This is a genomic window from Actinocatenispora rupis, from assembly GCF_016861975.1.
GTDB lineage: Bacteria > Actinomycetota > Actinomycetes > Mycobacteriales > Micromonosporaceae > Actinocatenispora > Actinocatenispora rupis.
On the sequence record NZ_BOMB01000015.1, the window covers coordinates 49976 to 70379 of the forward strand.

The window sequence follows — 20404 nt, forward strand, 5'->3', positions numbered from 1 at the left end:
GACGCGGAAGGACCGGCAGCACAGCACCGGTCCCACGTCGTTGGTCGTCGCGCCCGCACCGGGACAGGCACCAGCGACGACACCTCCCGGCGGGATACGACAGTCCGTAATATCAACATGGCACCGGCAGTGCCGTGCCGTTTCCGCCCAGCACGCGATGTTGCCGCAGGCCAGGTGGCCGGATGTCGGTTACCCGCCCAGGGATTGTGCCCATGGGGCACATGGGAGCAGATCAACCGGTACGGCGGCATCGAGTGCGAAAGTCACCCTAATCAAGGTGACGATGCGTTGTCGATTCACATCCGACGCCCGCCGTGGCCGTATTGGCGAAGTTACCGGTCTGTTATCGGGTGGTGTCCTACTCACGTCTCCCGCATGGCACGGAGCGACTCCTTGAGGGAGCCCATCGTGGCGAGCACCGCGCTCGGCTCGTACCCGCAGTGCGCCATGCAGTTGTTGCAGCGCGGATCCTTGCCCCGGCCGTACGAGTCCCAGTCGGTGGTCTCGATCAGCTCGCGGTAGCTCTTCGCGTACCCGTCGCCCATCAGGTAACAGGGCTTCTGCCACCCCTTCAGCGAGTACGAGGGGATGCCCCAGGCGGTGCAGGCGAAGTCGGCCTTGCCCTCCAGGAAGTCCAGGAACAGCGGGGAGTGGCTGAGCCGCCACTTCTTCCGGTTGCCGCCCGCGAACGCCTTGCGGAACAGCTCCCGCGTCTCCTGTACGCCGAGGAAGTGGTCCTGGTCCGGCGCCTTCTCGTACGCGTACGCCGGGGAGATCATCATCTCGTCGACCGCAAGGTCGTCGTTGAGGTAGTTCAGAACGTCGACGATGGTCTGCGGGGTGTCGGTGTTGAAGAACGTCGAGTTGGTGGTGACCCGGAAACCCTTCGCCTTCAGGAACCTGATCGCCTCGACCGCCTCGTCGAACACGCCCTCCTGCGACACCGACTCGTCGTGCCGCTCCCGCAGCCCGTCGATGTGCACCGCGAACTGGAAGTACGGCGACGGGCGGAAGTCGAAGCGGTCGAACCGCTTGCGCAGCAGTACCGCGTTGGTGCAGAGGATGACGAACTTCTTGCGCTTCACCAGTTCCGCGACCATCTGGTCGATCTGCGGGTGCATCAACGGTTCGCCGCCGGCGATCGACACCGCGGGCGCGCCGGACTCCTCGACCGCCGCGACCGCCTGCTCGACCGGCATCCGCCGCTTGAGTACGTCGTGCGGTTCCTGGATCTTGCCGCAGCCGGCGCAGGCCAGGTTGCAGGCGAACAGCGGTTCGAGTTCCACCACCAGCGGGAACTTCTTCCGGCCGGTCAGCTTGTTCTTCAGCACGTACGCGCCGACGCGTGCGGCCTGCCGCAGCGGTACAGCCATCCTCAACGCACCTCCTTGAGAAGCCTGAGCGGTGGTACCGGGTCGCGCCGGGCGGCCCAGTCGGTGAGCGCGCGGGCCACGGCGGGCAGCCGGGACAGCGCGGATCGCAGTCGCAGCAACGTTCTCGGGTCCACGAGGTGGTCGGTGTCGGCGACCACCCGGACGCACGCCACCGGCCGTACCGCGCCACCGAGCAACCAGTACGACTCGGTGTCGGCGACGAGCGCGTGCCCCGCCAGCGCGGTACGCCGGCGTCCGGTGACCAGCCGGCGATCGCTGTGCACCGGCCCGACCGCCACGTCGAGCCCGGCGGCGCGCAGCGCGGTCGCCAGACCGTCCACTTCGGACAGTTCGACGGTGCCGCCGGCCGCGCGCACCTCGCTGGCCACCACGACCGTTCCGGTACGCAGCAACGGATCCAGCCCGCCGCCGACGCCCACCACGACGACCTCGCGGTGCGCCAGGCGCGCCGCGGCGCGGGCCGACCGGGCCGGGCCCGTACCGGTGCGCAGCACGGTCAGCGCCGTACCGCGGCGCAGCGCCCGCGCCTCGGCCCGCATCGGCGCCAGCAGCAGCGGACTCACGGCGCCGACCCCTCGGTACGGCCGAGGATCCGGCCGAGCGCGCTCACCGGGAAGACCATCCGGTACAGGTGGTAGTTGAGGTAGAAGTCGCCGGGGAAGCCGGTGCCGGTGTGGAAGGGCTCGTCCCACGAGCCGTCCGGCTTCTGCGTCCCCGTCAGGTACGCGACGCCGCGCCGCGCCTCGGCGCCGTCGCCGCGGCCGGCGGCGTGCAGGGCCAGCAGCGCCCACGCGGTCTGCGACGGCGTCGACTCGCCGCGCCCGCGCCACGCGTCGTCCACGTACGAGCGCATGTCCTCGCCCCAGCCGCCGTCCGGGTTCTGGTGCGCCGACAGCCATTCCGTGGCCCGGACGATCCGCGGGTCGTCGGGGCGCAGCCCGGCGGCGACCAGCGCGGGGACGCACGCGCCCGTGCCGTACACGTAGTTGGCGCCCCACCGGCCGTACCAGGAGCCGTCGTCCTCCTGCGCGCGCAGCAGCCACTCGACGCCCCGGCGTACCTCCGGGAGGTCGGTCAGGCCCTCGGCGCACAGGCACTCCACGACGTGCGCGGTGACGTCCGCGGACGGTGGGTCGGTCATCGCGCCGAAGTCCGCGAACGGGATGCGCGCCGGGACGCTGCTGGTGTTGTCCGCGTCGAACGCGCCCCAGCCGCCGTCGCGGGACTGCATGCCGCGCAGCCACTCGACCGCGCGTACGACGGATTCCTTGCGGGCGGCCGAATCCGCGGTGTCCGAACGGATCCGGCGCAGCGCCAGGACGACCTCGGCGGTGTCGTCGGTGTCCGGGTACCCGTCGTTGGCGAACTCGAACGCCCAGCCGCTCGGCGTCAGCCCCGGCCGCTTCACCGCCCAGTCGCCGGGCCGCCGGATCTCCTCCGCCACCAGCCACCGGCCCGCGCGTACGACGGCGTCGTCGTCGGGGGCGACACCGGCGTCCAGCAGCGCGGTGACCGCGAGGCAGGTGTCCCACACGGGGGACTGGCACGCCTCCATCCACCGTACGGGGCCGTCGGGGGAGTCCTCGTGCACGGTGAACCCGTCCAGCCCGGCCAGCGCGGCCTGCTGTACCGGATGGTCCAGCGGGTAGCCGAGCGCGTCCAGCGCCATCAGCCCGTACGCCCACGGCGGTTGGATGCCGCCCCACCCGCCGTCCGCCTCCTGCCGGGCGATCATCCACTCGGCGCAGCGGGCCAGCGCCAGCCGGCGCAGCGGCCGCACCGGATGCCGCTCGTACCCGACGAGGAGGTGCCGGTCGAGCCGGTGGAACAGCCCCGGTACGGACAGCGCCTTCGGCGGGGCGGGGCGCGGCGACCCGGCGCGCAGCTCGGCCACCGACACCCCGAGTGTCCGATGTGGACGGAGCGCGCGCAGGACCGCGATGGGTACCACGGTCTGCCGCGCCCAGCAGCCGAAGGAGTACAGGGAGAGGGGGGCGGAGGGTGGCAGGAACACGATCTCCGGCGGGATCACGGGTACCAGCCGCCACGGCCACTCGCCGAACAGCGCCAGCCACACGCGCGTGAACACCCGGGTCGACTCGAGCCCGCCGTGCGCCAGCACGTACGCCCGGGCGGCGGCCATGTGCGGCGCGTCGACGTGGTCCCCCGCCAGCTTCAACGCCAGGTACGCCTCGACGGTGGTGGACAGGTCGGGTGGGCCGCCCGCGAAGTTGGCCCAGGTGCCGTCCGCGCGCTGGTGCCGGCGGATCCAGCGGGCCGACGCCTGCGTCTGCTCCGCCGTACGGATCCCCAGGAACTGCCGCATCAGCAGGTCCTCGGCGTCCATCGTCACGTTCGTCTCCATGTTGCCCTTCCACCAGCCCGGATCGGTCTGGTGGTCGCGCAACCAGCCGACGGCGCGGTCCAGCGCCGCGCCGGCGGCCTCCACAGTGGACTCAGCCTGCAGGGTCATCGGTCCCGTCCCGTCACGAAGTGTGCGAGGTCGACCAGGTCGGCCCGTACGTCGGCGGGCAGGGCGCGCCGGGTCACGCCGTCCTCCGGTGCCCGCGCCGCCAGCGCGTCGATCTCGTCGAGCTGGGCGAGCGCCAGATCCAGCCGCCGTGCCGCCTCGCGTTCGGTCCACTCCCGCCCGCCGGCCTCCTCGACGAGCTTCGCGGCCAGCGCGAGCCGTTCGCCGTCCAGTTCGCCGGCCGTCAGGTACAACTCGCGCAACCGGTCGGCGGCGGTGACGCCGGAGTTCAGCGCGTACACGACGGGGATGGACTTCTTGCGCGACTGGAGGTCGTGCAGTACCGGCTTTCCGGTCACCTCGGTGGTGCCCCAGATGCCGAGCAGGTCGTCCACCAACTGGAACGCGATGCCCAGGTGCTCGCCGTACCGGGCGAGGCGCAGGGTCAGGTCGGACGGTGCGTCGCACAGCATCGCGCCGGCCGAGCAGGCACAGGCGAACAGCGCGGCGGTCTTGGCGCGCACCATGTCCAGGCATTCGGACAACGTCACGTCCGCACGGCGTTCGAAGCCGAGGTCGGCGTTCTGCCCGGCGACCAGCCGCCGCACCGTGACCGCCACCGTACGCAGCACCCACGGGGCGGTCGGTTCGGCGCTGCCGCCGAGTACCTCGAAGGCCAGGCCGAGCAGGGCGTCCCCGGCGAGGATCGCGTCGGCCTCGCCGTACACGGTCCACGCGGCGCGCCGGTGCCGGCGTTCGACGTCGCGGTCCATCACGTCGTCGTGCAGCAGCGAGTAGTTGTGCACCAGCTCGATCGCGACGGCGGCCGGCGTACCGCGGCTGGCGGGTGCGCCGGCGGCCCGCGCGGACAGCAACGCGAACGCGCCGCGCATGCCCTTGCCGCCCCCGCCCGTCGGCGTACCGTCGGCGGACCAGTAGCCGAGGTGGTAGCCGGACACCAGGCGGCTGCGCGGATCCAGCCGGTCCACCGCGTCCCGCAGCGCGGGCTCGACCAGGGTACGGACGGATTCCAGGCTCTCCGGCAGGGTCACGGTCATCGGGCAACCTCCGTGGTGGGCGGGGCGGGGCCGCGGGCCGGTCATGAGACGGCCGCCCGGGTGTCCGGTTGGTCCACAGTGGACGGTCGTTGGCCGAGGTGTCCGGCGAGGAGGTCGGCGGCGGTGTGGCCGCTGCGTACCGCGCCCTCCATGGTGTCCGGCCAGCCGGTGCCGACCCACGCGCCGGCCAACGCCAACCCCGGCAGTCCGGTACCCGCGGGCGGGCGCAGCGCCCGGCTGCCCGGCGCCTGCCGGAACGTGGCCCGCGGTTCCCGGGTGACGAACGCCGACGTCAGCTCCGCGGTACGGGCGGCCGGCAGCAGCGCCTCGATCCCGGCGCGCTGCTCGGCGATCAGCTCCGCCGCCGGCCGGCCGACGAGCGCGTCCGCCGCGGACAACGACACCGCCAGGTACTGCCCGGCGCCGCGCATCCCCGACTCGGCGGTCCGGTCGAACACCCACTGCACCGGCGAGTCGACCGCCGCCGCCATGCCGAAGTCGGTGACCGTCCGGTCGTACACCAGGTGCACGTTGACGATCGCGGTACCGGACAGCCCGGCCCAGCGGCCCGGATCGTCCACCGCGCCGGCCGGTACGAGGTGCGCCGCGGCCGGGTGCGGCACCGCCAGCAGCACCGTACGGGCCGGCACCGTGTCGTTCTCGGTGTGCACCGTGAACCCGCCCGCCACCGGTACGATCCGCCGCACCTTCGCCCGGGTCCGTACGGCGGGGCCGAGGATCCGTGCGGCGGGATCGCCGTGCAGCGCGGACAGTCCGACCCGCGGTCGCCCGATGTCGCCCGCCCGCGCGGACTCCAGCAGCCCGGTCCGGAACACCCGCGCGGCCAGCGCCAGCGACGCCTCCGCCGGCGGTACGTTCAGCGCGGCGACGGCGACCAGTTCCCACAGCCGGCGTACGACCTCGGGGGACTGGCCGTGGCGGGCGAAGAACTCGCCGAGGCTGTGCGCGTCCGTACCGGGCGCGTCCGGGTCCACGAACCGCAGTGCCGCCGCCGCGCGCATCGCCGCCACCCGGTCCGCGACCGACAGCGGCCGGTACCCGGCGAGCGCCGGCAGCAGGTGCAGCGGCGCCGGCGCGTACCGGGCGCGGCGCAACAGGTGCGGCGGCCGGCCGGGCGCGAGGACCGGTACCTCGAAGCGGTCCTGGATCTCGACGAGGTCGGCGGTGCCGAGCCGGCGCAACAACGCCAGATAGGCGGTGTAGCAGCGGAGGAAGACGTGCTGCCCGGTGTCGACGGTCAGCCCGTCCCGCTCGAACGAGTACGTGGCGCCGCCGAGCCGCGGCCGGCTCTCCAGCAGGGTCACCGTGGCGCCGCGGTCGGCGAGCCGCAGCGCGGCGGCGATCCCGGCCAGCCCGCCGCCGACGACGGCCACGTCCACCTGCCCGGTCATCGTCGCCCCACCAGGGCGCGGGCGGCGACGAGCGCCTTCTGCCGGGCCGGCAGCGCGACCCGGCCGCGGGTGACGGCCATCGGGTCGCGCCAGATCCGGCGCAGCAGCGTGTGGTAGATGCCGGCCATCGCGCCGGTGCACGCCGCCGACCGCCGGTCCAGCCGCGGCAACAGCCGCAACCCCAGCCGGTACCAGCGGCCGGCGCGGGCCGCCTCGTACCGGATGAGGCCGGCGAGTGCGGCGTGGTCGTCGGTGAACCCGACGCCGCCCGTACTGTCCACATCGGACAGTCCAAGGCGGACACCGAACCTGGCCAGGTCCCGCTTCGGCAGGTAGATCCGCCCGGCCCGCCGGTCCTCCAGTACGTCCCGGAGGATGTTGGTCAGCTGGAGCGCGATGCCCAGCACGTCGGCCAGTTCGGCGGAGGTCAGGTCGTCGGCGGTGGCCGGTTCCGGGGACAGGTCGAGCATCCGGTCGATCGGCAGCGGCGCGCCCACCGCGCCCTCCGGCGGTACGAACACGCCCAGCGACAGCCGGCCCACCGACCCCGCCACCCGCCGGCAGTACCCGACCAGGTCGGCCAGGTCGTCGTACGTGCTGCCCCGGACGTCCGCCTCGCACCCGTCGACCAGCTCGTCGAACGCCGCCACCGGCACCGGGTACCGGCGGGCCGCGTCCGCGACCGCCAGCAGCACCGGATCCCGTGCCACGGCGGCGTCTCCGGTGTCCTGGTCGCGCAACAGCTTCAGGTCGGCGCGGACGGCGCCGAGCCCGGCGAGCCGTTCCTCCGCGCTGCCCGTACCGTCGCCGATGTCGTCGATCCGGCGGGCCAGCGCGTACACCGCGGAGAGGGCGCGGCGCTTCGGCGGCGGCAGCAGCCGGATGCCGTACGAGAAGTTCCGCGCCTGCTCGCGGGTGATCTCCTCGCACCGCTCGTACGCGGCCTGGACGGGGTCGGTCCCGGACGGGACGGTCATGCGCGCCTCCCCAGCGCGGTACGGACGAGGGCACCCACCAGGGCGGCCTTGCCCGCCTTCGGTGGGCCGGGCAGCGGGTCGTACCCGCTGCGGGCGAGGGCGGCCAGCGCGGCGCGCCCGCCCGCGTAGTAGCCGGACACGGCGAGTCGCGCGTACCCGTGGAGCGAGCCGAGCAGCGGTTCCCCGGCGGACAGCCACGCGCCCGCCCGTTCCGCCTCGTACTCGACGAGGTGGCGCACCGCGGCCGAGGCGCGCGGCGCGGCGAGATCCGCGTCCGCCACCCCGAACCGGTCCAGGTCCTCCTTCGGCAGGTACACCCGGCCGGCGCGGTGGTCCTCGGCGACGTCCTGGAGGTGCTCGACGATCTGCAACGCGGTACAGATCCGGTCGGACAGTACGACCCGGGCGGCGGTGTGCGCGCCGAACACGTACAGGACGAGTTCGCCGACCGGGTTGGCCGACAGCGTGCAGTAGTCGACGAGCTGGTCGAACGTGGCGTACCGGGTGGTGACCTGGTCGACGCGGTTCGCCTCGACCAGCCGTACCAGCACGTCGGCCGGGATGCCGCAGGCGTCGACCGTACGGCCCAGCTCGCGCAGTACCGGATCGGTGGCGGGGTGGCCGGCGTAGTGGCCGCGCAGTTCGTCCTCGACGGCGTCGAGGTCGGCGAGCCGGTCGCCGGGCGACTCGTCGCCCAGGTCGTCGACCATGCGCGCGTACCCGTAGACGGCCATCAGGTGGCGTCGCGGTTCGCGCGGCAGGATCCGCATGGCGACGGGAAAGTTCTCCCCGCCGGCCTGCGCGGTGGGGTCGAGGTCCCGGTGGGTGGTGGGGTCGGTCATGTCTCCGTCCGGGTCGCAGCAGGGTTCTCGGCCGGCCGGCCGGTTGGTGCCCGGCCGGAATGCTGGTACCGCAATGTCACGATGCGCATCGCTCAGGCCGATGCCGCCGGTGCCGTCGCCGTACGGCCCAGCGCGGCGAGCGTCGCCTCGGCGATCCCGCCCGCGTCCAGCCCATACCGGGCGAGCAGGTCGCCGCGCTTCGCGTGCGGCAGGTAGCCGCGGGGCAGCCCGAGCACCCGCACCGGTACCTCGACGCCCGCCTCGGCCAGCGAGGACGCCACCGCCTGCCCGACCCCGCCCTCGCGTACGCCGTCCTCGACGGTGACGACGAGCCGGTGGCCGGCGGCGAGCTGGGCGAGTTCGGTCGGCACCGGCCGCACCCAGCGCGGGTCGGCCACGGTGCAGCCGTACCCGGCGGTGGCGAGCTGGTCGGCGGCCGCGAGCGCCGCGCCGGCCAGTACGCCGACGGGGACGAGCAGCACGTCCGAGCGTTCCGGTACGCGGAGCAGGTCGACGGCGCCGACCCGGCCGACCGCCGGGATGTCCGCCGACAGCGGGGCCTTCGGGAAGCGCAGCACGGTCGGCCCGTCGGTCACGTCGACCGCCTCGCGCAGCTCGGCGCAGAGGGTGCCGGCGTCGCGCGGCGCCGCCAGCCGTAGCCCCGGTACGACACCGAGCGCGGCCAGGTCCCACATGCCGTGGTGGCTCGGCCCGTCCGGCCCGGTGATGCCGGCCCGGTCCAGGACGAACGTCACCGGCAGCCCGTGCAGCCCCACGTCCATCAGTACCTGGTCGAACGCGCGGTTCAGGAACGTCGCGTAGATCGCGACCACCGGGTGCTTGCCGCCCATCGCCAGGCCCGCCGCGGACGTCACCGCGTGCTGCTCGGCGATGCCCACGTCGAACGTCCGCTCCGGGTACGCGTCGGCGAACGCGCCCAGCCCCGTCGGCCGTACCATCGCCGCCGACACCGCGACCACGTCCGGCCGGTCGGCGCCCAGCGACAGCAGTTCGTCGGCGAACGCGTGCGTCCACGTCCGCTCCTTCGTACGCGGCGCGCCGGTCGCCGGGTCGACCGTGCCGATCGAGTGCAGCCGGTCCGCGGCGTCGCCCTCCGCCGGTGCGTACCCGAGGCCCTTGCGGGTCAGGCAGTGCACGACGACCGGCCGCCCGGACCGCCGCGCCGCCACGAACTCCGCCTCCAGCGCGCCGATGTCGTGCCCGTCCACCGGCCCCCGGTACGCGAAGCCCAGCCCGCCGAACAGTTCGCTCAGCGACGGGGCGTCCGGCGAGCCGTCCGGGTCCAGCAGCGACAGCACCTCCGCGTACCCGGCGCGCCGGCGCAGCGCGGCGAGCTGGCCGGCGAGCCCGCCGACCGTCGGCTCGTACGAGCGGCCGTTGTCGTTGAGCACCACGACCACCGGGCGGTCCGACGCGCCGAGGTTGTTCAGCGCCTCCCAGGAGAGTCCGCCGGTCAGCGCGCCGTCACCGACGACCGCGACGACCCGCCGGTCCGACCCGTCCAGCGCGTACGCCTTCGCCAGCCCGTCCGCGTACGACAGCGCCGTCGACGCGTGCGAGTTCTCCACCAGGTCGTGTACGGACTCGGCCCGGCTCGGGTACCCGGAGAGGCCGCCCTCCTGCCGCAGCGTCTCGAAGCCGGCGCGCCGCCCGGTCAGCAGCTTGTGCACGTACGACTGGTGGCCGGTGTCGAAGACCAGCCGGTCGAACGGCGACCCGAACACCCGGTGCAGCGCGATGGTCAGCTCCACCAGGCCCAGGTTCGGCCCGAGGTGCCCGCCGGTCGAGCACACCGTACGGATGAGGAAGGTGCGGATCTCGTCGGCCAGCCCGGGCAGCTGGGTGGCCGCGAGCCGGCGGAGATCCGCCGGCTCCGTGATGGACTCAAGCAGAGCCATTACCGCCTCCGCGGACCGCCGGGACCAGGGAAGTTCGTGCCTTCTCACTGGGTGTACCCCGCCCCGCCCGCAATATCATCCGAGTCCGCAGATTTCTTGCCGGGAACGCCCCGGGGCGGCACGATGCGCCCGTCGTCCCCGGACGGGCCGGTGCACCGGGCGCGCACCCGGGCGGACGGTGGCACCATGGCCTTGTGAGTACCGAGAGTGCCGCGGCGGTACTGCCGGCCGAGGAGACCGAGGTCGACGAGACGGCCGAGCAGGACCGTCCCTGGTCGACCGTGGTCTGGAACGACCCGGTCAACCTCATGACGTACGTGACGTGGGTGTTCTGCCACCTGTTCGGCTACAGCCGACCCAAGGCCGAGAAGCTCATGCTCGACGTGCACCAGAAGGGCCGGGCCACGGTGTCCACCGGCGCGCGCGAACGCATGGAGTTCGACGCCAGCCGCCTGCACTCCTACGGTCTGTGGGCCACCGTCGAGAAACAGTGAGTGGGGAGCGGAACCCTGTTCGTACGAGATGGCGACGCGGTCGTCGGATCCTTCGCCCCGGAGTACGCGGCGGTCGTGCGCGGGCTCGTCAGCCAGGCCGGTTCGGTACTCGCGCACCCGGTGGACCGCCGCGACCCGGGGATCGCGCGGCTGTTCCCGGACGCGTACCGGGAGTCGGCGGACGACGCGGACGAGTTCCGCCGGCTGACCGAGAGCGAGCTGCGTACCGGCAAGATCGAGTCGGTGGACACGCTGCTCGCCACGCTGCCGGAGGACGGCGGTGACGTGCGGCTGGACCCCGAGCAGGCCAGCGCCTGGTTGCGCGCGCTGAACGACGTACGGCTGCTGATGGGCACCCGGCTGGACCTCACCGACGACACCGACATCACCACCGAGGTCGACGACGAGATCCTGCGCGACCCGCAGTCCCACCGCCTCGCCGAACTCGTCGCGTACGGCTATCTGACCGAGGTGCAGGAGTCGCTGGTCCTGGCGCTGGCCGCCTGGTAGCGGCGGTGGGCCGGGTGAGACGGGACACTGCCGGCCCGCCCGACGGACCGGTACTGTTGGCGTCGTGCTGAGGCTGGACCGGTCCATCAGGGACGCGATCGTCGAGCACGCCCACCGGGACCACCCGGACGAGGCGTGCGGCATCGTCGCCGGTCCCGCCGGTTCGGACACCGCCGCCCGGTTCATCCCCATGCTGAACGCGGAGCGTTCCATGACCGGATACCGGTTCGAGGGCGACGAGTGGCGCCGGGTGTGGCTGGAGCTGGACGACCGGGACGAGGAGCCCGTCGTCATCTACCACTCGCACACCGCCACCGAGGCGTATCCCTCGCGCACCGACGTCAACCGCGCCCGGGAGTACGCGACGATGCTCCCCGACCCGCACTACGTGCTGGTCAGCACCCGCGACCCGGAGGCCACGGAGCCCGACGCGGTGGAGTTCCGGTCGTTCCGGATCGTCGACGGCGTGATCACCGAGGAGCCGGTCGAGGTCGTGGACGGCCCGGTCGCGGACAACGACGACCCGGTGCAGTCGTACAAGTTCGGGCACACGCCCACCTCGGTCGTCTACGACTGTTCCGCGGAGTCCTGAGCGCCGTCGCCCGGCCCTGCCCGCGTGCCCGTCCGATTCCCGTTCCGCCCGGCCGTACCCAAGGAGAACACCCATGGCCATCGAGGTCCGCATCCCGACCATCCTGCGTAGTTACACCAGCGGCGCCAAGAGCGTCGAGGGTTCCGGCGGCTCGCTCTCCGAGCTGCTCAAGGACCTCGACGGCCGGCACCCCGGCCTGCGCGGCCGGCTGGTCACCGAGGAGGGCGGCCTGCACCGCTTCGTCAACGTGTACGTGAACGACGAGGACGTGCGGTTCACCGGCGCCCTGGACACCACGCTGAACGACGGCGACTCCGTCACCATCCTGCCGGCCGTCGCCGGCGGTGCCCGCTGAGGCGACCGGCCATGACCGACCACCCGTCCCGTCGCGCGGCGGAACACCCGGCCCGGGTCGTCGCCGCCGCCGAGCGGTGGCCCGCATGACCCGGTTCGACTCGCTGCTCGACGCCTGCGGCGGTACCCCGCTGGTGGGGCTGCCGCGGCTGTCCCCGGCCCCGGACGTACGGCTGTGGGCGAAGCTGGAGGACCGCAACCCGACCGGCAGCGTGAAGGACCGGGCCGCGCTGTACATGGTGCGTGCCGCCGAGGAGGCCGGCACGCTCCGCCCCGGCGACACGATCCTGGAGCCGACCAGCGGGAACACCGGGATCGCGCTGGCCATGGTGGCGAAGCTGCGGGGATACCGGCTGGTCTGCGTGATGCCGGAGAACACGTCCGTCGAGCGCCGCCAGATCCTCACCATGTACGGCGCGGAGATCATCTCCTCGCCCGCGGCCGGCGGCTCCAACCAGGCCGTCGCCATGGCGAAGGACCTCGCCGCCGAGCACCCCGACTGGGTCATGCTGTTCCAGTACGGGAACGAGGCCAACGCCCGCGCGCACTACGAGACGACCGGCCCGGAGCTGCTGCGCGACCTGCCCGACGTGACGCACTTCGTCGCCGGCCTCGGCACCACCGGCACCCTCATGGGCACCGGCCGGTACCTGCGGGACAAGAAGCCGGACGTGCAGGTCGTCGCCGCCGAACCGCGCTACGGCGAGCTGGTGTACGGGCTGCGCAACATCGACGAGGGCTACGTGCCCGAGCTGTACGACGCGACCGTGCTGACCCGCCGCTTCTCCGTCGGTACCCGGGACGCGCTGCTGCGTACCCGGCAGTTGATGGAGGTGGAGGGGATCTTCGCCGGCCCGTCCACCGGTGCCGTGCTGCACGCCGCGCTCGCCGTGGCGCACCAGGCGCGGAAGGCGGGGCAGAGCGCGAACGTGGCGTTCGTCGTCGCCGACGGCGGCTGGAAGTACCTGTCGACCGGTGCGTACTCCGGCACCCTCGCGGAGGCGGAGTCGCAGCTGGAGGGCCAACTCTGGGCCTGACGACCCGAGCCGGCGCCAGTCGCGCCGGTGTACGACGGAGCCCGCCGGATCCACCTGGTCCGGCGGGCTCTTTCGCGTACCCGGGTCAGGTGGCGCCGGCGGTGAGGATGAAGCCGGTGATCAGCGTCGCCGTGCCGAGGCCGAGCAGCAGCCAGGGCAGCCCGCGCCGGTCGACGAGCGGGAACGCCGCGGCGCTGAACGCCAGGCCGACGATCCCGGTGACGACGATGGCCGGCTCGAACCAGCCGGGCGTGGCGCCGGCGATGATGGCGATGAGCGCCCACAGGCCGCAGCCGATGCCGCCGACGCAGAGTACGAGGGCCCAGATCGCGGCGATGGCGAGCTGCCGCATCCGCGGGCTGCCGGGCGACGGGGCGGGCAACGGTACGGGCTGCTGCTGGGCGCCGAGCACCGCGTCGCGCCGCGGTACGCCGGGCGTCACGGGCATCGTCTGGGTGGCGGTCTCCGCCGGCGCGCCCGTCGGGTACGGCCCGGGTGCGGCGACGGCCGCCGCGGTCACCTCGGCCGGACTCATCGGTACCGGCGCGGGCTCGGTGGGGCCGGACGGCGGACCCGGCATCGCCGTCGGGGGCGCGTCGTAGCCCGCGGGGGGCGTGGGTCCGGACTGTGGAGTGGCGTCGGGCACGGGGCGCTCCTGTGGCCAGACCGGTACGGGGCCGGTCGCCGGGGCGCCGTCCGCAGCCGGAGTGTCGGTACGGCTGTCGTTGCCGCTCGGTGCCTGCGAGTCCACGTCGTTTGGCGTCTTCCCTGCGTCGGTTGTCGGTGCGCCCGGCACGGTACGGCATCGCCGGTGCGGGTCGCCGTCACCACCGTCACGTCCGTACGGTCGGCGACCGCGGACAGCATGTCAGGTCGCCGGCACACGCCATGCGGTACGACCGTTCGGGTGCCGGTATCAGGGTGTCACGTTGGCGACACCTAAGTCGGCGAGGCGGCTCCGGCGTGTTGGGAACGCGTAGGCTCCGCGCATGCGCGACCACTCGCCTGCCCGATCCCCGGGCGACGCGGTACCTGCGGCGGAGGCGCCCGGGACCGACGCGCCGATCGGGATCTTCGACTCCGGTGTCGGCGGCCTGACCGTGGCCCGGGCGATCCTCGACCAGCTGCCCCGCGAGGAGCTGCTGTACGTCGGGGACACCGCCCGCGCGCCGTACGGGCCGCGGCCGATCGCCGAGGTCCGGCGGTACGCCCTGAGTGCCCTCGACCACCTGGTGGAGCAGGGCGTCAAGATGCTGGTGATCGCCTGCAACACGGCGTCGGCGGCGTGCCTGCACGACGCCCGCGAGCGGTACTCGGTGCCCGTGGTGGAGGTGATCCGCCCGGCGGTCCGGCGCGCGGTCGCCGCCACCCGCAACAACAAGGTCGGCGTGATCGCCACCCGCATGACGGTCATCACCGCCGGGTACGACGACGCGTTCTCGGCGGCGCACCAGGTGTCGCTGCGCAGCGTGGCGTGCCCGGAGTTCGTGCCGTTCGTGGAGCGCGGGATCACGACCGGGCGTCAGCTGCTCGGCCTGGCCCAGTCGTACCTGGAGCCGTTGCAGCGGGACGGTGTCGACACCCTCGTGCTCGGTTGTACGCATTACCCGCTGCTCGCCGGGCTGATCGGGCTGGTGATGGGGGACGGCGTGACGCTCGTCTCCAGCGCGGACGAGACGGCCAAGGACGTCTACCGCGTTCTCACGGAGAGAGACCTGTTGCGTACGGACGGCGCGGCGGCTCCGCGGCACCGGTTCCTGGCCACCGGGGATCCGGCGCGGTTCACCCCGCTGGCCCGGCGGTTCCTGGGGCTGTCGTCGGCGGCGGCCGAGCCGGCGCACGCGTTCGGCGGGATCTCGCTGGCGTCCTGACGACGCCGGGGAAGCACCGAGGGGTAGAGACGTGAAACTGACCGTCGTCGGCTGTGCCGGCAGCTTCCCGGGCCCCGACGCGCCCTGCTCGTCGTACCTGGTGGAGGCGGAGGGGTTCCGGCTGCTGATGGACTTCGGCACCGGGTCGCTCGGCACGCTCCAGCGGTACGCCGACCCGCACTCGATCGACGCGATCTTCCTGAGCCACCTGCACGGCGACCACATGTTCGACGCCTCGGCGTACGTGGTGGCCCGGCGGTACGCGCCGACCGGTCCGTACCCGGCGATCCCGGTGTTCGGGCCGGCGGGCACGGCCGAGCGGCTCTCCGCCGTGTACGACGGGGGCGCGGAGCCGATGGACGACATCTACCAGTTCGTCACGCTCACGCCGGGTACGGGATCGATCGGGCCGTTCCAGCTCACCGTGGACCGGATGAACCATCCGGTCGAGACGTTCGGCGCCCGCGTCGAGCACCGCGGCAAGGTCCTCGCGTACTCGGCGGACACGGCCGGGTGCGACCAGCTCACCAAGCTGGCGCACGGCGCGGACACGTTCCTGTGCGAGGCGAGCTACGTGGAGACCCGGCAGAACCCGCCCGACCTGCACCTGACCGGCCGCGACGCGGGCGTCCACGCCACCCGAGCGGACGTCGGCCGCCTGCTGCTGACCCATCTCGTACCGGCGTGGCACTCGGAGGCGCAGACCCTCGACGAGGTGTCCGGGCAGTACGCGGGGCCGACCGAGGTGGTGCGCCCCGGCGCCTCGTACGAGGTGTGACGCGGCGGCGGCGCAACCGGCCGGTACCTCTAAGGTTGCGGCATGACGCGTGCGGACGGACGGGCGGCGGACGAGCTGCGACCGGTGACGCTGGAGCGGGGCTGGACCCGCAACCCGGAAGGCTCGGTACTGGTGTCGTTCGGCGACACCCGGGTGCTGTGCACGGCGAGCGTGACCGAGGGCGTACCGCGCTGGCGCAAGGGTTCCGGCCAGGGCTGGGTGACCGCGGAGTACGCGATGCTGCCGCGGTCGACGAACACCCGCGGTGACCGGGAGAGCGTCAAGGGCCGCATCGGCGGGCGTACCCAGGAGATCTCCCGGCTGATCGGGCGCAGCCTGCGCGCCTGCATCGACTTCAAGGCGCTGGGGGAGAACACCGTCGTCCTCGACTGCGACGTACTCCAGGCCGACGGCGGCACCCGCACCGCCGCCGTCACCGGCGCGTACGTGGCGCTCGCGGACGCGGTGGCGTGGATGGGCCGCAAGCACATCCTCGGCGGCCCGCCCGCGAAGGCGCTGTACCGGTCGGTGTCGGCGGTCAGCGTCGGCGTGATCGACGGCGAGCCGCGCCTCGACCTGCCGTACGAGGAGGACGTGCGCGCGGACGTCGACATGAACGTGGTGTGCACCGGCACCGGCGAGTTCGTGGAGGTGCAGGGCACCGGCGAGCACGACGTGTTCGACCGCGCGCTGCTGGACCGGCTGCTGGACCTCGCGGCCGCCGGCTGCACCCGGCTGGCCGAGGCGCAGCGCGAGGCGCTGGCATGACCGGGCCGACCACCGTGCTGCTGGCCAGCCGCAACGCGAAGAAGCTGGTCGAGCTGCGCCGCATCCTCGCCGCCACCCCGGCCGGCGAGCGCGTCACCCTGATCGGCCTCGACGACGCCCCGGCGTACGAGGAGGTGCCCGAGTCGGGGCTGACGTTCGCGGAGAACGCGCTGATCAAGGCGCGCGAGGGGGCGCTGCGTACCGGGCTGCCGACGGTGGCGGATGACTCGGGCCTGGCTGTCGACGCGCTCAACGGCATGCCCGGCGTGTTCAGCGCCCGCTGGTGCGGGCGGCACGGCGACGACGAGGCGAACCTCCAGCTCCTGCTCGGCCAGATCGGCGACGTGCCCGACCAGTACCGGGCGGGGGCGTTCGTGTGCGCGGCGGCGATGGTGTGGCCGGACGGCCGGGAGCAGGTGGTCGAGGGCCGGATGGCGGGCCGCGTCATCCGGGAGAAGCGCGGTACCAACGGCTTCGGGTACGACCCGATCTTCGTCCCCGACGGGTACGAGCTGACCTCCGCGGAGCTGTCCGCCGAGGAGAAGGACGCGATCAGCCACCGCGGCAAGGCGTTCCGCGGGCTGGCCGACCTGATCGCCGCCGAACTCGTCGAGCAGCCCTGACCGGCTGAGGACACCCCGCCCCGGGTGGCACCATGTGGGGCATGGGTGTGCATCTGGCCGGTGAACCGGCGGCGGACGAGCTGCTCGCGTCGTCGCCGCTGGCGCTGCTGATCGGGATGCTGCTGGACCAGCAGGTCCCGATGGAGGTCGCGTTCGCGGGGCCGGCGAAGATCGCCGACCGTCTGGGCGCGTTCGACGTGGCGTCGATCGCCGGCGCCGACGACGAGTCGTTCGCCGCGCTGTGCGCGACACCGCCCGCGGTGCACCGGTTCCCCGGCTCGATGGCGAAGCGGATCCAGGCGCTCTGCCGCTTCCTCGCCGACGAGTACGACGGGGTGCCGGAGGCGCTGTGGACCCGCGACGACCCGTCCGGCGCCGAGGTGCTGCGCCGACTCAAGCAGCTCCCCGGGTACGGCGACCAGAAGGCCCGCATCTTCCTCGCCCTGCTGGGCAAGCAGTTCGACGTACGGCCCGCCGGGTGGCGGGAGGCCGCCGGTGCGTACGGCGAGGAGGGGTCGCGGCGGTCCATCGCCGACGTGGTGGACGACGCGACGCTCGCCGACGTCCGCGCGTACAAGAAGGAGATGAAGGCGGCGGCGAAGCGCTGAGCGCTGCCGGTGGGGCCGGTGAGATTCGAACTCACACTGGCATGGACCTAAACCATGTGCCTCTGCCGTTGGGCTACGGCCCCGCGAACTGCCAGCACAGTGTAGGCGCGGGCCGCGGGCGCCGGTGATCACCGTCGGCCCGTACGACGGCACCGCCGCACGGGCCCGCCCGGTCAGTCCTCGGGCTTGTCCTTGCCCGGCTCGTCCTTCGACTCGCCCGGAGCGTCCGGGTGCGGCAGGTCGAACCCCATGTCACCCAGGTCGAACGAGGCGGTGGCGGCGAACGCCTCCGGCTCGCTGAAGTCGTCGGCCGACGGCAGCAGGTCCGGGTGGCTCCAGACCGCGTCGCGGCCGTCGATGCCGCGGTGCTCGCGCAGCGCCTCCCACAGCGCGGTCGCCTCGCGCAGCCGGCGGGGTCGCAGTTCGAGACCGACGAGCGCGGCGAACGTCTGCTCGGCCGGGCCGCCCTCCGCGCGCCGCCGCCGGAACGCCTCGGCGAGGCGCTCCACGTTCGGCAGGCGGTCGGCGACGGCGGCGGCGACCACGTGCGTCACCCAGCCCTCGACGAGCGCCAGCGACGTCTCCAACCGGTTCAGCGCGGCACGCTGCGCCGGGGTGTCCTCCGGCGTGAACACGCCCTCGAAGTTGAGGTCCTGCATGGACTCCGGGTTCGTAGGGTCGACGTGCCCCAGCGCCTCCTCCACGGCCTCCCGGTTCACCGTGATGCCCTGCGCGTACGCCTCGACGGCGGTCAGCATGTGCCCGCGCAGCCACGGGACGTGCGCGTACAGCCGGTGGTGGGCGGCCTCGCGGAGCGCCGTGTACAGCCGGACCTGGTCGGCCGGCAGCTCCAGACCCTCGCCGTACGCCGCGATGTTGGTGGGCAGCAGGCCGGCGACACCGGCCGGGCCGAGCGGCAGCCCGATGTCGGAGTCGGACAGCACCTCACCGGCGAGCGACGCGAGCGCCGCGCCGAGCTGGCCGCCGAACATGGCGCCGCCGAGCGACTGGACCATCGCGTTCATCGGGCCGAGCTGACCGCGCAGCTCCTCCGGTACGAGATCGCCCATGGAGCTGACCATCCGGCCGGCGACCGGGTCGCACAGCTTCTGCCAGACCGGCAGCGTGTTGTCCACCCAGTCGCGCCGGGTCCACGTGGTGGTGGAGGTGACACCGGTCGGCAGCGTGGTCACCGGGTTGAGCCACAGGTCGGCGAGCTGCATGGCCTCGGCGAGCTGCGCCCGGTCCTCCAGCCCGAGGGCCGGGTCGTCGGACGAGAGCTGGTTGATCGCGACCTGCTTGGCGAGGTCCCAGTTGACGGGGCCGCCGGAGCCGGGCGTCGTGAGGAACTGCTGCAGCTGGGACAGGAACCGCGCCACCTGTTGCGGATCGTTGGGGTCGGGCGTGCCGCCCGGCACCGAGAACCCGAACGGAATATCAGTCATCACAACGTCCCATCGCACCGCGTGCAGGAAGGTGCAACCGCCCCGGTCACACCTTCCACGGTACGCGACGGTTCGGGTGGCGGTGCCGGCCAGGCGTCCGCTGACGGCGAAACACGGGCAGGTCACGGCGCTGCCGGCGGGGCGGGGTGGGTGCACCGGGCGCCGGCCGAATAGGCTCCGGAGCATGGAACGTCGCGGGTGGACCGTGCTGATCGGCACCGTCCTGGTGGCCGTACTGACCGCCCTCTCCCTGGTGATCAAGGTGCCGTACGTGGCGCTCGGGCCCGGGCCGACCACCGACACCCTCGGCAAGGGGCCGGACGGCAAGCCGATCATCACCGTGGTGCACGGCACGGCGTCGACGTCGAAGGGGCAGCTCCGCCTGGTCACCGTCACCGTGACCGACGACCTGACGCTGTGGTCGGCGGTCGGCGACTGGTTCGACCGCAAGTACGCGGTGGTTCCGCGGGACGTGGTGTATCCGCCGGACCAGTCCACCCAGCAGACCGACCAGCAACAGCAGCAGCAGTTCCAGGACTCGCAGGCGGCCGCCGAGACCGCCGCGTACCGGGAGCTGGGGTGCACGGGGCCGGCCGTGGTGAGCGTCGGCTCGGTGGTGAAGGGGTCCGGTGCGGCCGGCAAGCTCGCCGCGGGCGACGTGATCACCACCGTCGACGGTACGAAGGTGACGTCGACGGAGAACCTGGTGAAGCTGGTCCAGGCGAAGCCGGCCGGCACCACGCGCACCGTCGGGTACGAGCGGGACGGCAAGGCCGGTACGGTGTCGATCACCACCGGCAAGGGCGACTCGGGCAAGGCGGCGCTGGGCGTCACCGTGACGCAGAAGCAGCCCTGCAAGTACGAGGTGAAGGTGAGCCTGGGGGACATCGGCGGGCCGTCGGCCGGGCTGATGTTCGCACTGGGCATCGTGGACACGCTGACGCCGGCGGACCTGACCGGCGGGACGGTCATCGCCGGCACCGGCGAGATCACCGCGGACGGCAAGGTCGGCCCGATCGGCGGCATCCAGGAGAAGCTGATCGGGGCCCGGCGCGACGGCGCGACCGTGTTCCTGACGCCGAAGGACAACTGCGCGCAGGCCGCGAAGGCCGTACCGGCGGGGTTGAGGCTGGTGAAGGTCGACACGTTGCACGACGCCGTCCAGGCGCTGGCCGACCTTCGGGCGCACAGGCCGACACCCACCTGCTGACGGTCCCCGGGCAGGTCAGCGCGGGCGGTTCGGCGCACTGAC

Annotated in this window: 21 protein-coding genes and 1 tRNA gene; 11 read left to right on the forward strand and 11 right to left on the reverse strand. The window is 73.2% G+C overall.

The features are described from left to right. Nucleotides 1–362: 362 nt before the first annotated feature. The 8 genes from hpnH to Aru02nite_RS13375 form a co-directional block, all read right to left on the reverse strand. Nucleotides 363–1373: an adenosyl-hopene transferase HpnH gene (hpnH, locus tag Aru02nite_RS13340; RefSeq protein ID WP_203657802.1), complete on the reverse strand. Its 1011-nt coding sequence runs from the start codon at nt 1371–1373 to the stop codon at nt 363–365. Nucleotides 1374–1375: 2 nt separating this feature from the next. After that, nucleotides 1376–1957 (reverse strand): phosphorylase family protein, encoded by a 582-nt coding sequence (locus Aru02nite_RS13345; RefSeq protein ID WP_203657803.1) that lies wholly within the window; start codon nt 1955–1957, stop codon nt 1376–1378. Beyond that, complete coding sequence (gene shc, locus Aru02nite_RS13350; RefSeq protein WP_203657804.1) at nt 1954–3867, reverse strand: squalene--hopene cyclase; 1914 nt, start codon at nt 3865–3867, stop codon at nt 1954–1956. Before shc ends, Aru02nite_RS13345 begins: the two co-directional genes overlap by 4 nt. Continuing rightward, complete coding sequence (locus Aru02nite_RS13355; protein ID WP_203657805.1) at nt 3864–4922, reverse strand: polyprenyl synthetase family protein; 1059 nt, start codon at nt 4920–4922, stop codon at nt 3864–3866. Before Aru02nite_RS13355 ends, shc begins: the two co-directional genes overlap by 4 nt. 41 nt (nt 4923–4963) lie before the next feature. Beyond that, the gene (hpnE, locus tag Aru02nite_RS13360) at nt 4964–6334 is read right to left on the reverse strand and encodes a hydroxysqualene dehydroxylase HpnE (RefSeq protein ID WP_203657806.1); all 1371 of its coding nucleotides are present in this window, start codon (nt 6332–6334) and stop codon (nt 4964–4966) included. Then, nucleotides 6331–7311 carry a squalene/phytoene synthase family protein gene (locus tag Aru02nite_RS13365; RefSeq protein ID WP_203657807.1) on the reverse strand — a complete coding sequence of 327 codons (981 nt, stop codon included), beginning with the start codon at nt 7309–7311 and terminating at the stop codon, nt 6331–6333. The genes hpnE and Aru02nite_RS13365 overlap by 4 nt, the downstream gene beginning before the upstream one ends. Then, the gene (gene hpnC, locus Aru02nite_RS13370) at nt 7308–8153 is read right to left on the reverse strand and encodes a squalene synthase HpnC (protein ID WP_203657808.1); all 846 of its coding nucleotides are present in this window, start codon (nt 8151–8153) and stop codon (nt 7308–7310) included. Before hpnC ends, Aru02nite_RS13365 begins: the two co-directional genes overlap by 4 nt. A 92-nt stretch (nt 8154–8245) precedes the next feature. Then, nucleotides 8246–10072 (reverse strand): 1-deoxy-D-xylulose-5-phosphate synthase, encoded by a 1827-nt coding sequence (locus tag Aru02nite_RS13375; RefSeq protein ID WP_203657809.1) that lies wholly within the window; start codon nt 10070–10072, stop codon nt 8246–8248. A 194-nt stretch (nt 10073–10266) separates the two neighbouring features. Here Aru02nite_RS13375 and clpS point away from each other — a divergent pair, with 194 nt between their 5' ends. From clpS to Aru02nite_RS13400, 5 genes are all read left to right on the forward strand, one after another. Next, entirely contained in the window at nt 10267–10566 is a 300-nt protein-coding gene (gene clpS / locus Aru02nite_RS13380; protein WP_203657810.1) for an ATP-dependent Clp protease adapter ClpS, read from the forward strand. Further along, complete coding sequence (locus Aru02nite_RS13385; RefSeq protein WP_203657811.1) at nt 10567–11076, forward strand: DUF2017 family protein; 510 nt, start codon at nt 10567–10569, stop codon at nt 11074–11076. Nucleotides 11077–11140: 64 nt separating this feature from the next. Continuing rightward, nucleotides 11141–11668 (forward strand): M67 family metallopeptidase, encoded by a 528-nt coding sequence (locus tag Aru02nite_RS13390; protein ID WP_203657812.1) that lies wholly within the window; start codon nt 11141–11143, stop codon nt 11666–11668. A gap of 73 nt (nt 11669–11741) precedes the next feature. Next, nucleotides 11742–12023: a MoaD/ThiS family protein gene (locus Aru02nite_RS13395; protein WP_203657813.1), complete on the forward strand. Its 282-nt coding sequence runs from the start codon at nt 11742–11744 to the stop codon at nt 12021–12023. 85 nt (nt 12024–12108) lie between these two features. After that, nucleotides 12109–13059, forward strand: coding sequence for a PLP-dependent cysteine synthase family protein (locus Aru02nite_RS13400; RefSeq protein WP_203657814.1), 951 nt, complete (start codon nt 12109–12111; stop codon nt 13057–13059). An 85-nt stretch (nt 13060–13144) separates the two neighbouring features. Here Aru02nite_RS13400 and Aru02nite_RS13405 read toward each other — a convergent pair whose 3' ends face one another. After that, nucleotides 13145–13705, reverse strand: coding sequence for a hypothetical protein (locus Aru02nite_RS13405; RefSeq protein WP_203657815.1), 561 nt, complete (start codon nt 13703–13705; stop codon nt 13145–13147). A gap of 343 nt (nt 13706–14048) precedes the next feature. On the opposite strand from Aru02nite_RS13405, the gene murI reads away from it, so the two are divergent. The 5 genes from murI to Aru02nite_RS13430 are packed head-to-tail and all read left to right on the forward strand — an operon-like array spanning nt 14049 to nt 17707. Next, a complete protein-coding gene (murI, locus tag Aru02nite_RS13410) occupies nt 14049–14930 on the forward strand; it encodes a glutamate racemase (protein WP_203657816.1) in 882 nt (293 codons plus the stop codon). 31 nt (nt 14931–14961) lie between these two features. After that, entirely contained in the window at nt 14962–15708 is a 747-nt protein-coding gene (locus Aru02nite_RS13415) for an MBL fold metallo-hydrolase (RefSeq protein ID WP_203657817.1), read from the forward strand. 42 nt (nt 15709–15750) lie between these two features. Next, a complete protein-coding gene (rph, locus tag Aru02nite_RS13420) occupies nt 15751–16476 on the forward strand; it encodes a ribonuclease PH (protein ID WP_203657818.1) in 726 nt (241 codons plus the stop codon). Continuing rightward, nucleotides 16473–17099, forward strand: coding sequence for an RdgB/HAM1 family non-canonical purine NTP pyrophosphatase (rdgB, locus tag Aru02nite_RS13425; protein ID WP_203657819.1), 627 nt, complete (start codon nt 16473–16475; stop codon nt 17097–17099). The genes rph and rdgB overlap by 4 nt, the downstream gene beginning before the upstream one ends. Before the next feature lie 41 nt (nt 17100–17140). Continuing rightward, complete coding sequence (locus Aru02nite_RS13430; RefSeq protein WP_239076657.1) at nt 17141–17707, forward strand: HhH-GPD-type base excision DNA repair protein; 567 nt, start codon at nt 17141–17143, stop codon at nt 17705–17707. A gap of 10 nt (nt 17708–17717) precedes the next feature. Here the strand turns inward: Aru02nite_RS13430 and Aru02nite_RS13435 are convergent. Together Aru02nite_RS13435 and Aru02nite_RS13440 are read right to left on the reverse strand one after the other, a co-directional pair. After that, a tRNA-Leu gene (locus Aru02nite_RS13435) sits at nt 17718–17790 on the reverse strand. A 90-nt stretch (nt 17791–17880) separates the two neighbouring features. After that, complete coding sequence (locus tag Aru02nite_RS13440) at nt 17881–19152, reverse strand: zinc-dependent metalloprotease (protein ID WP_203657821.1); 1272 nt, start codon at nt 19150–19152, stop codon at nt 17881–17883. A gap of 184 nt (nt 19153–19336) precedes the next feature. Between Aru02nite_RS13440 and Aru02nite_RS13445 the strand changes: the two genes are divergently transcribed. Continuing rightward, on the forward strand, nt 19337–20362 hold the full coding sequence (locus Aru02nite_RS13445) for a YlbL family protein (protein ID WP_203657822.1): 1026 nt from the start codon (nt 19337–19339) through the stop codon (nt 20360–20362). Nucleotides 20363–20404: the final 42 nt, after the last annotated feature.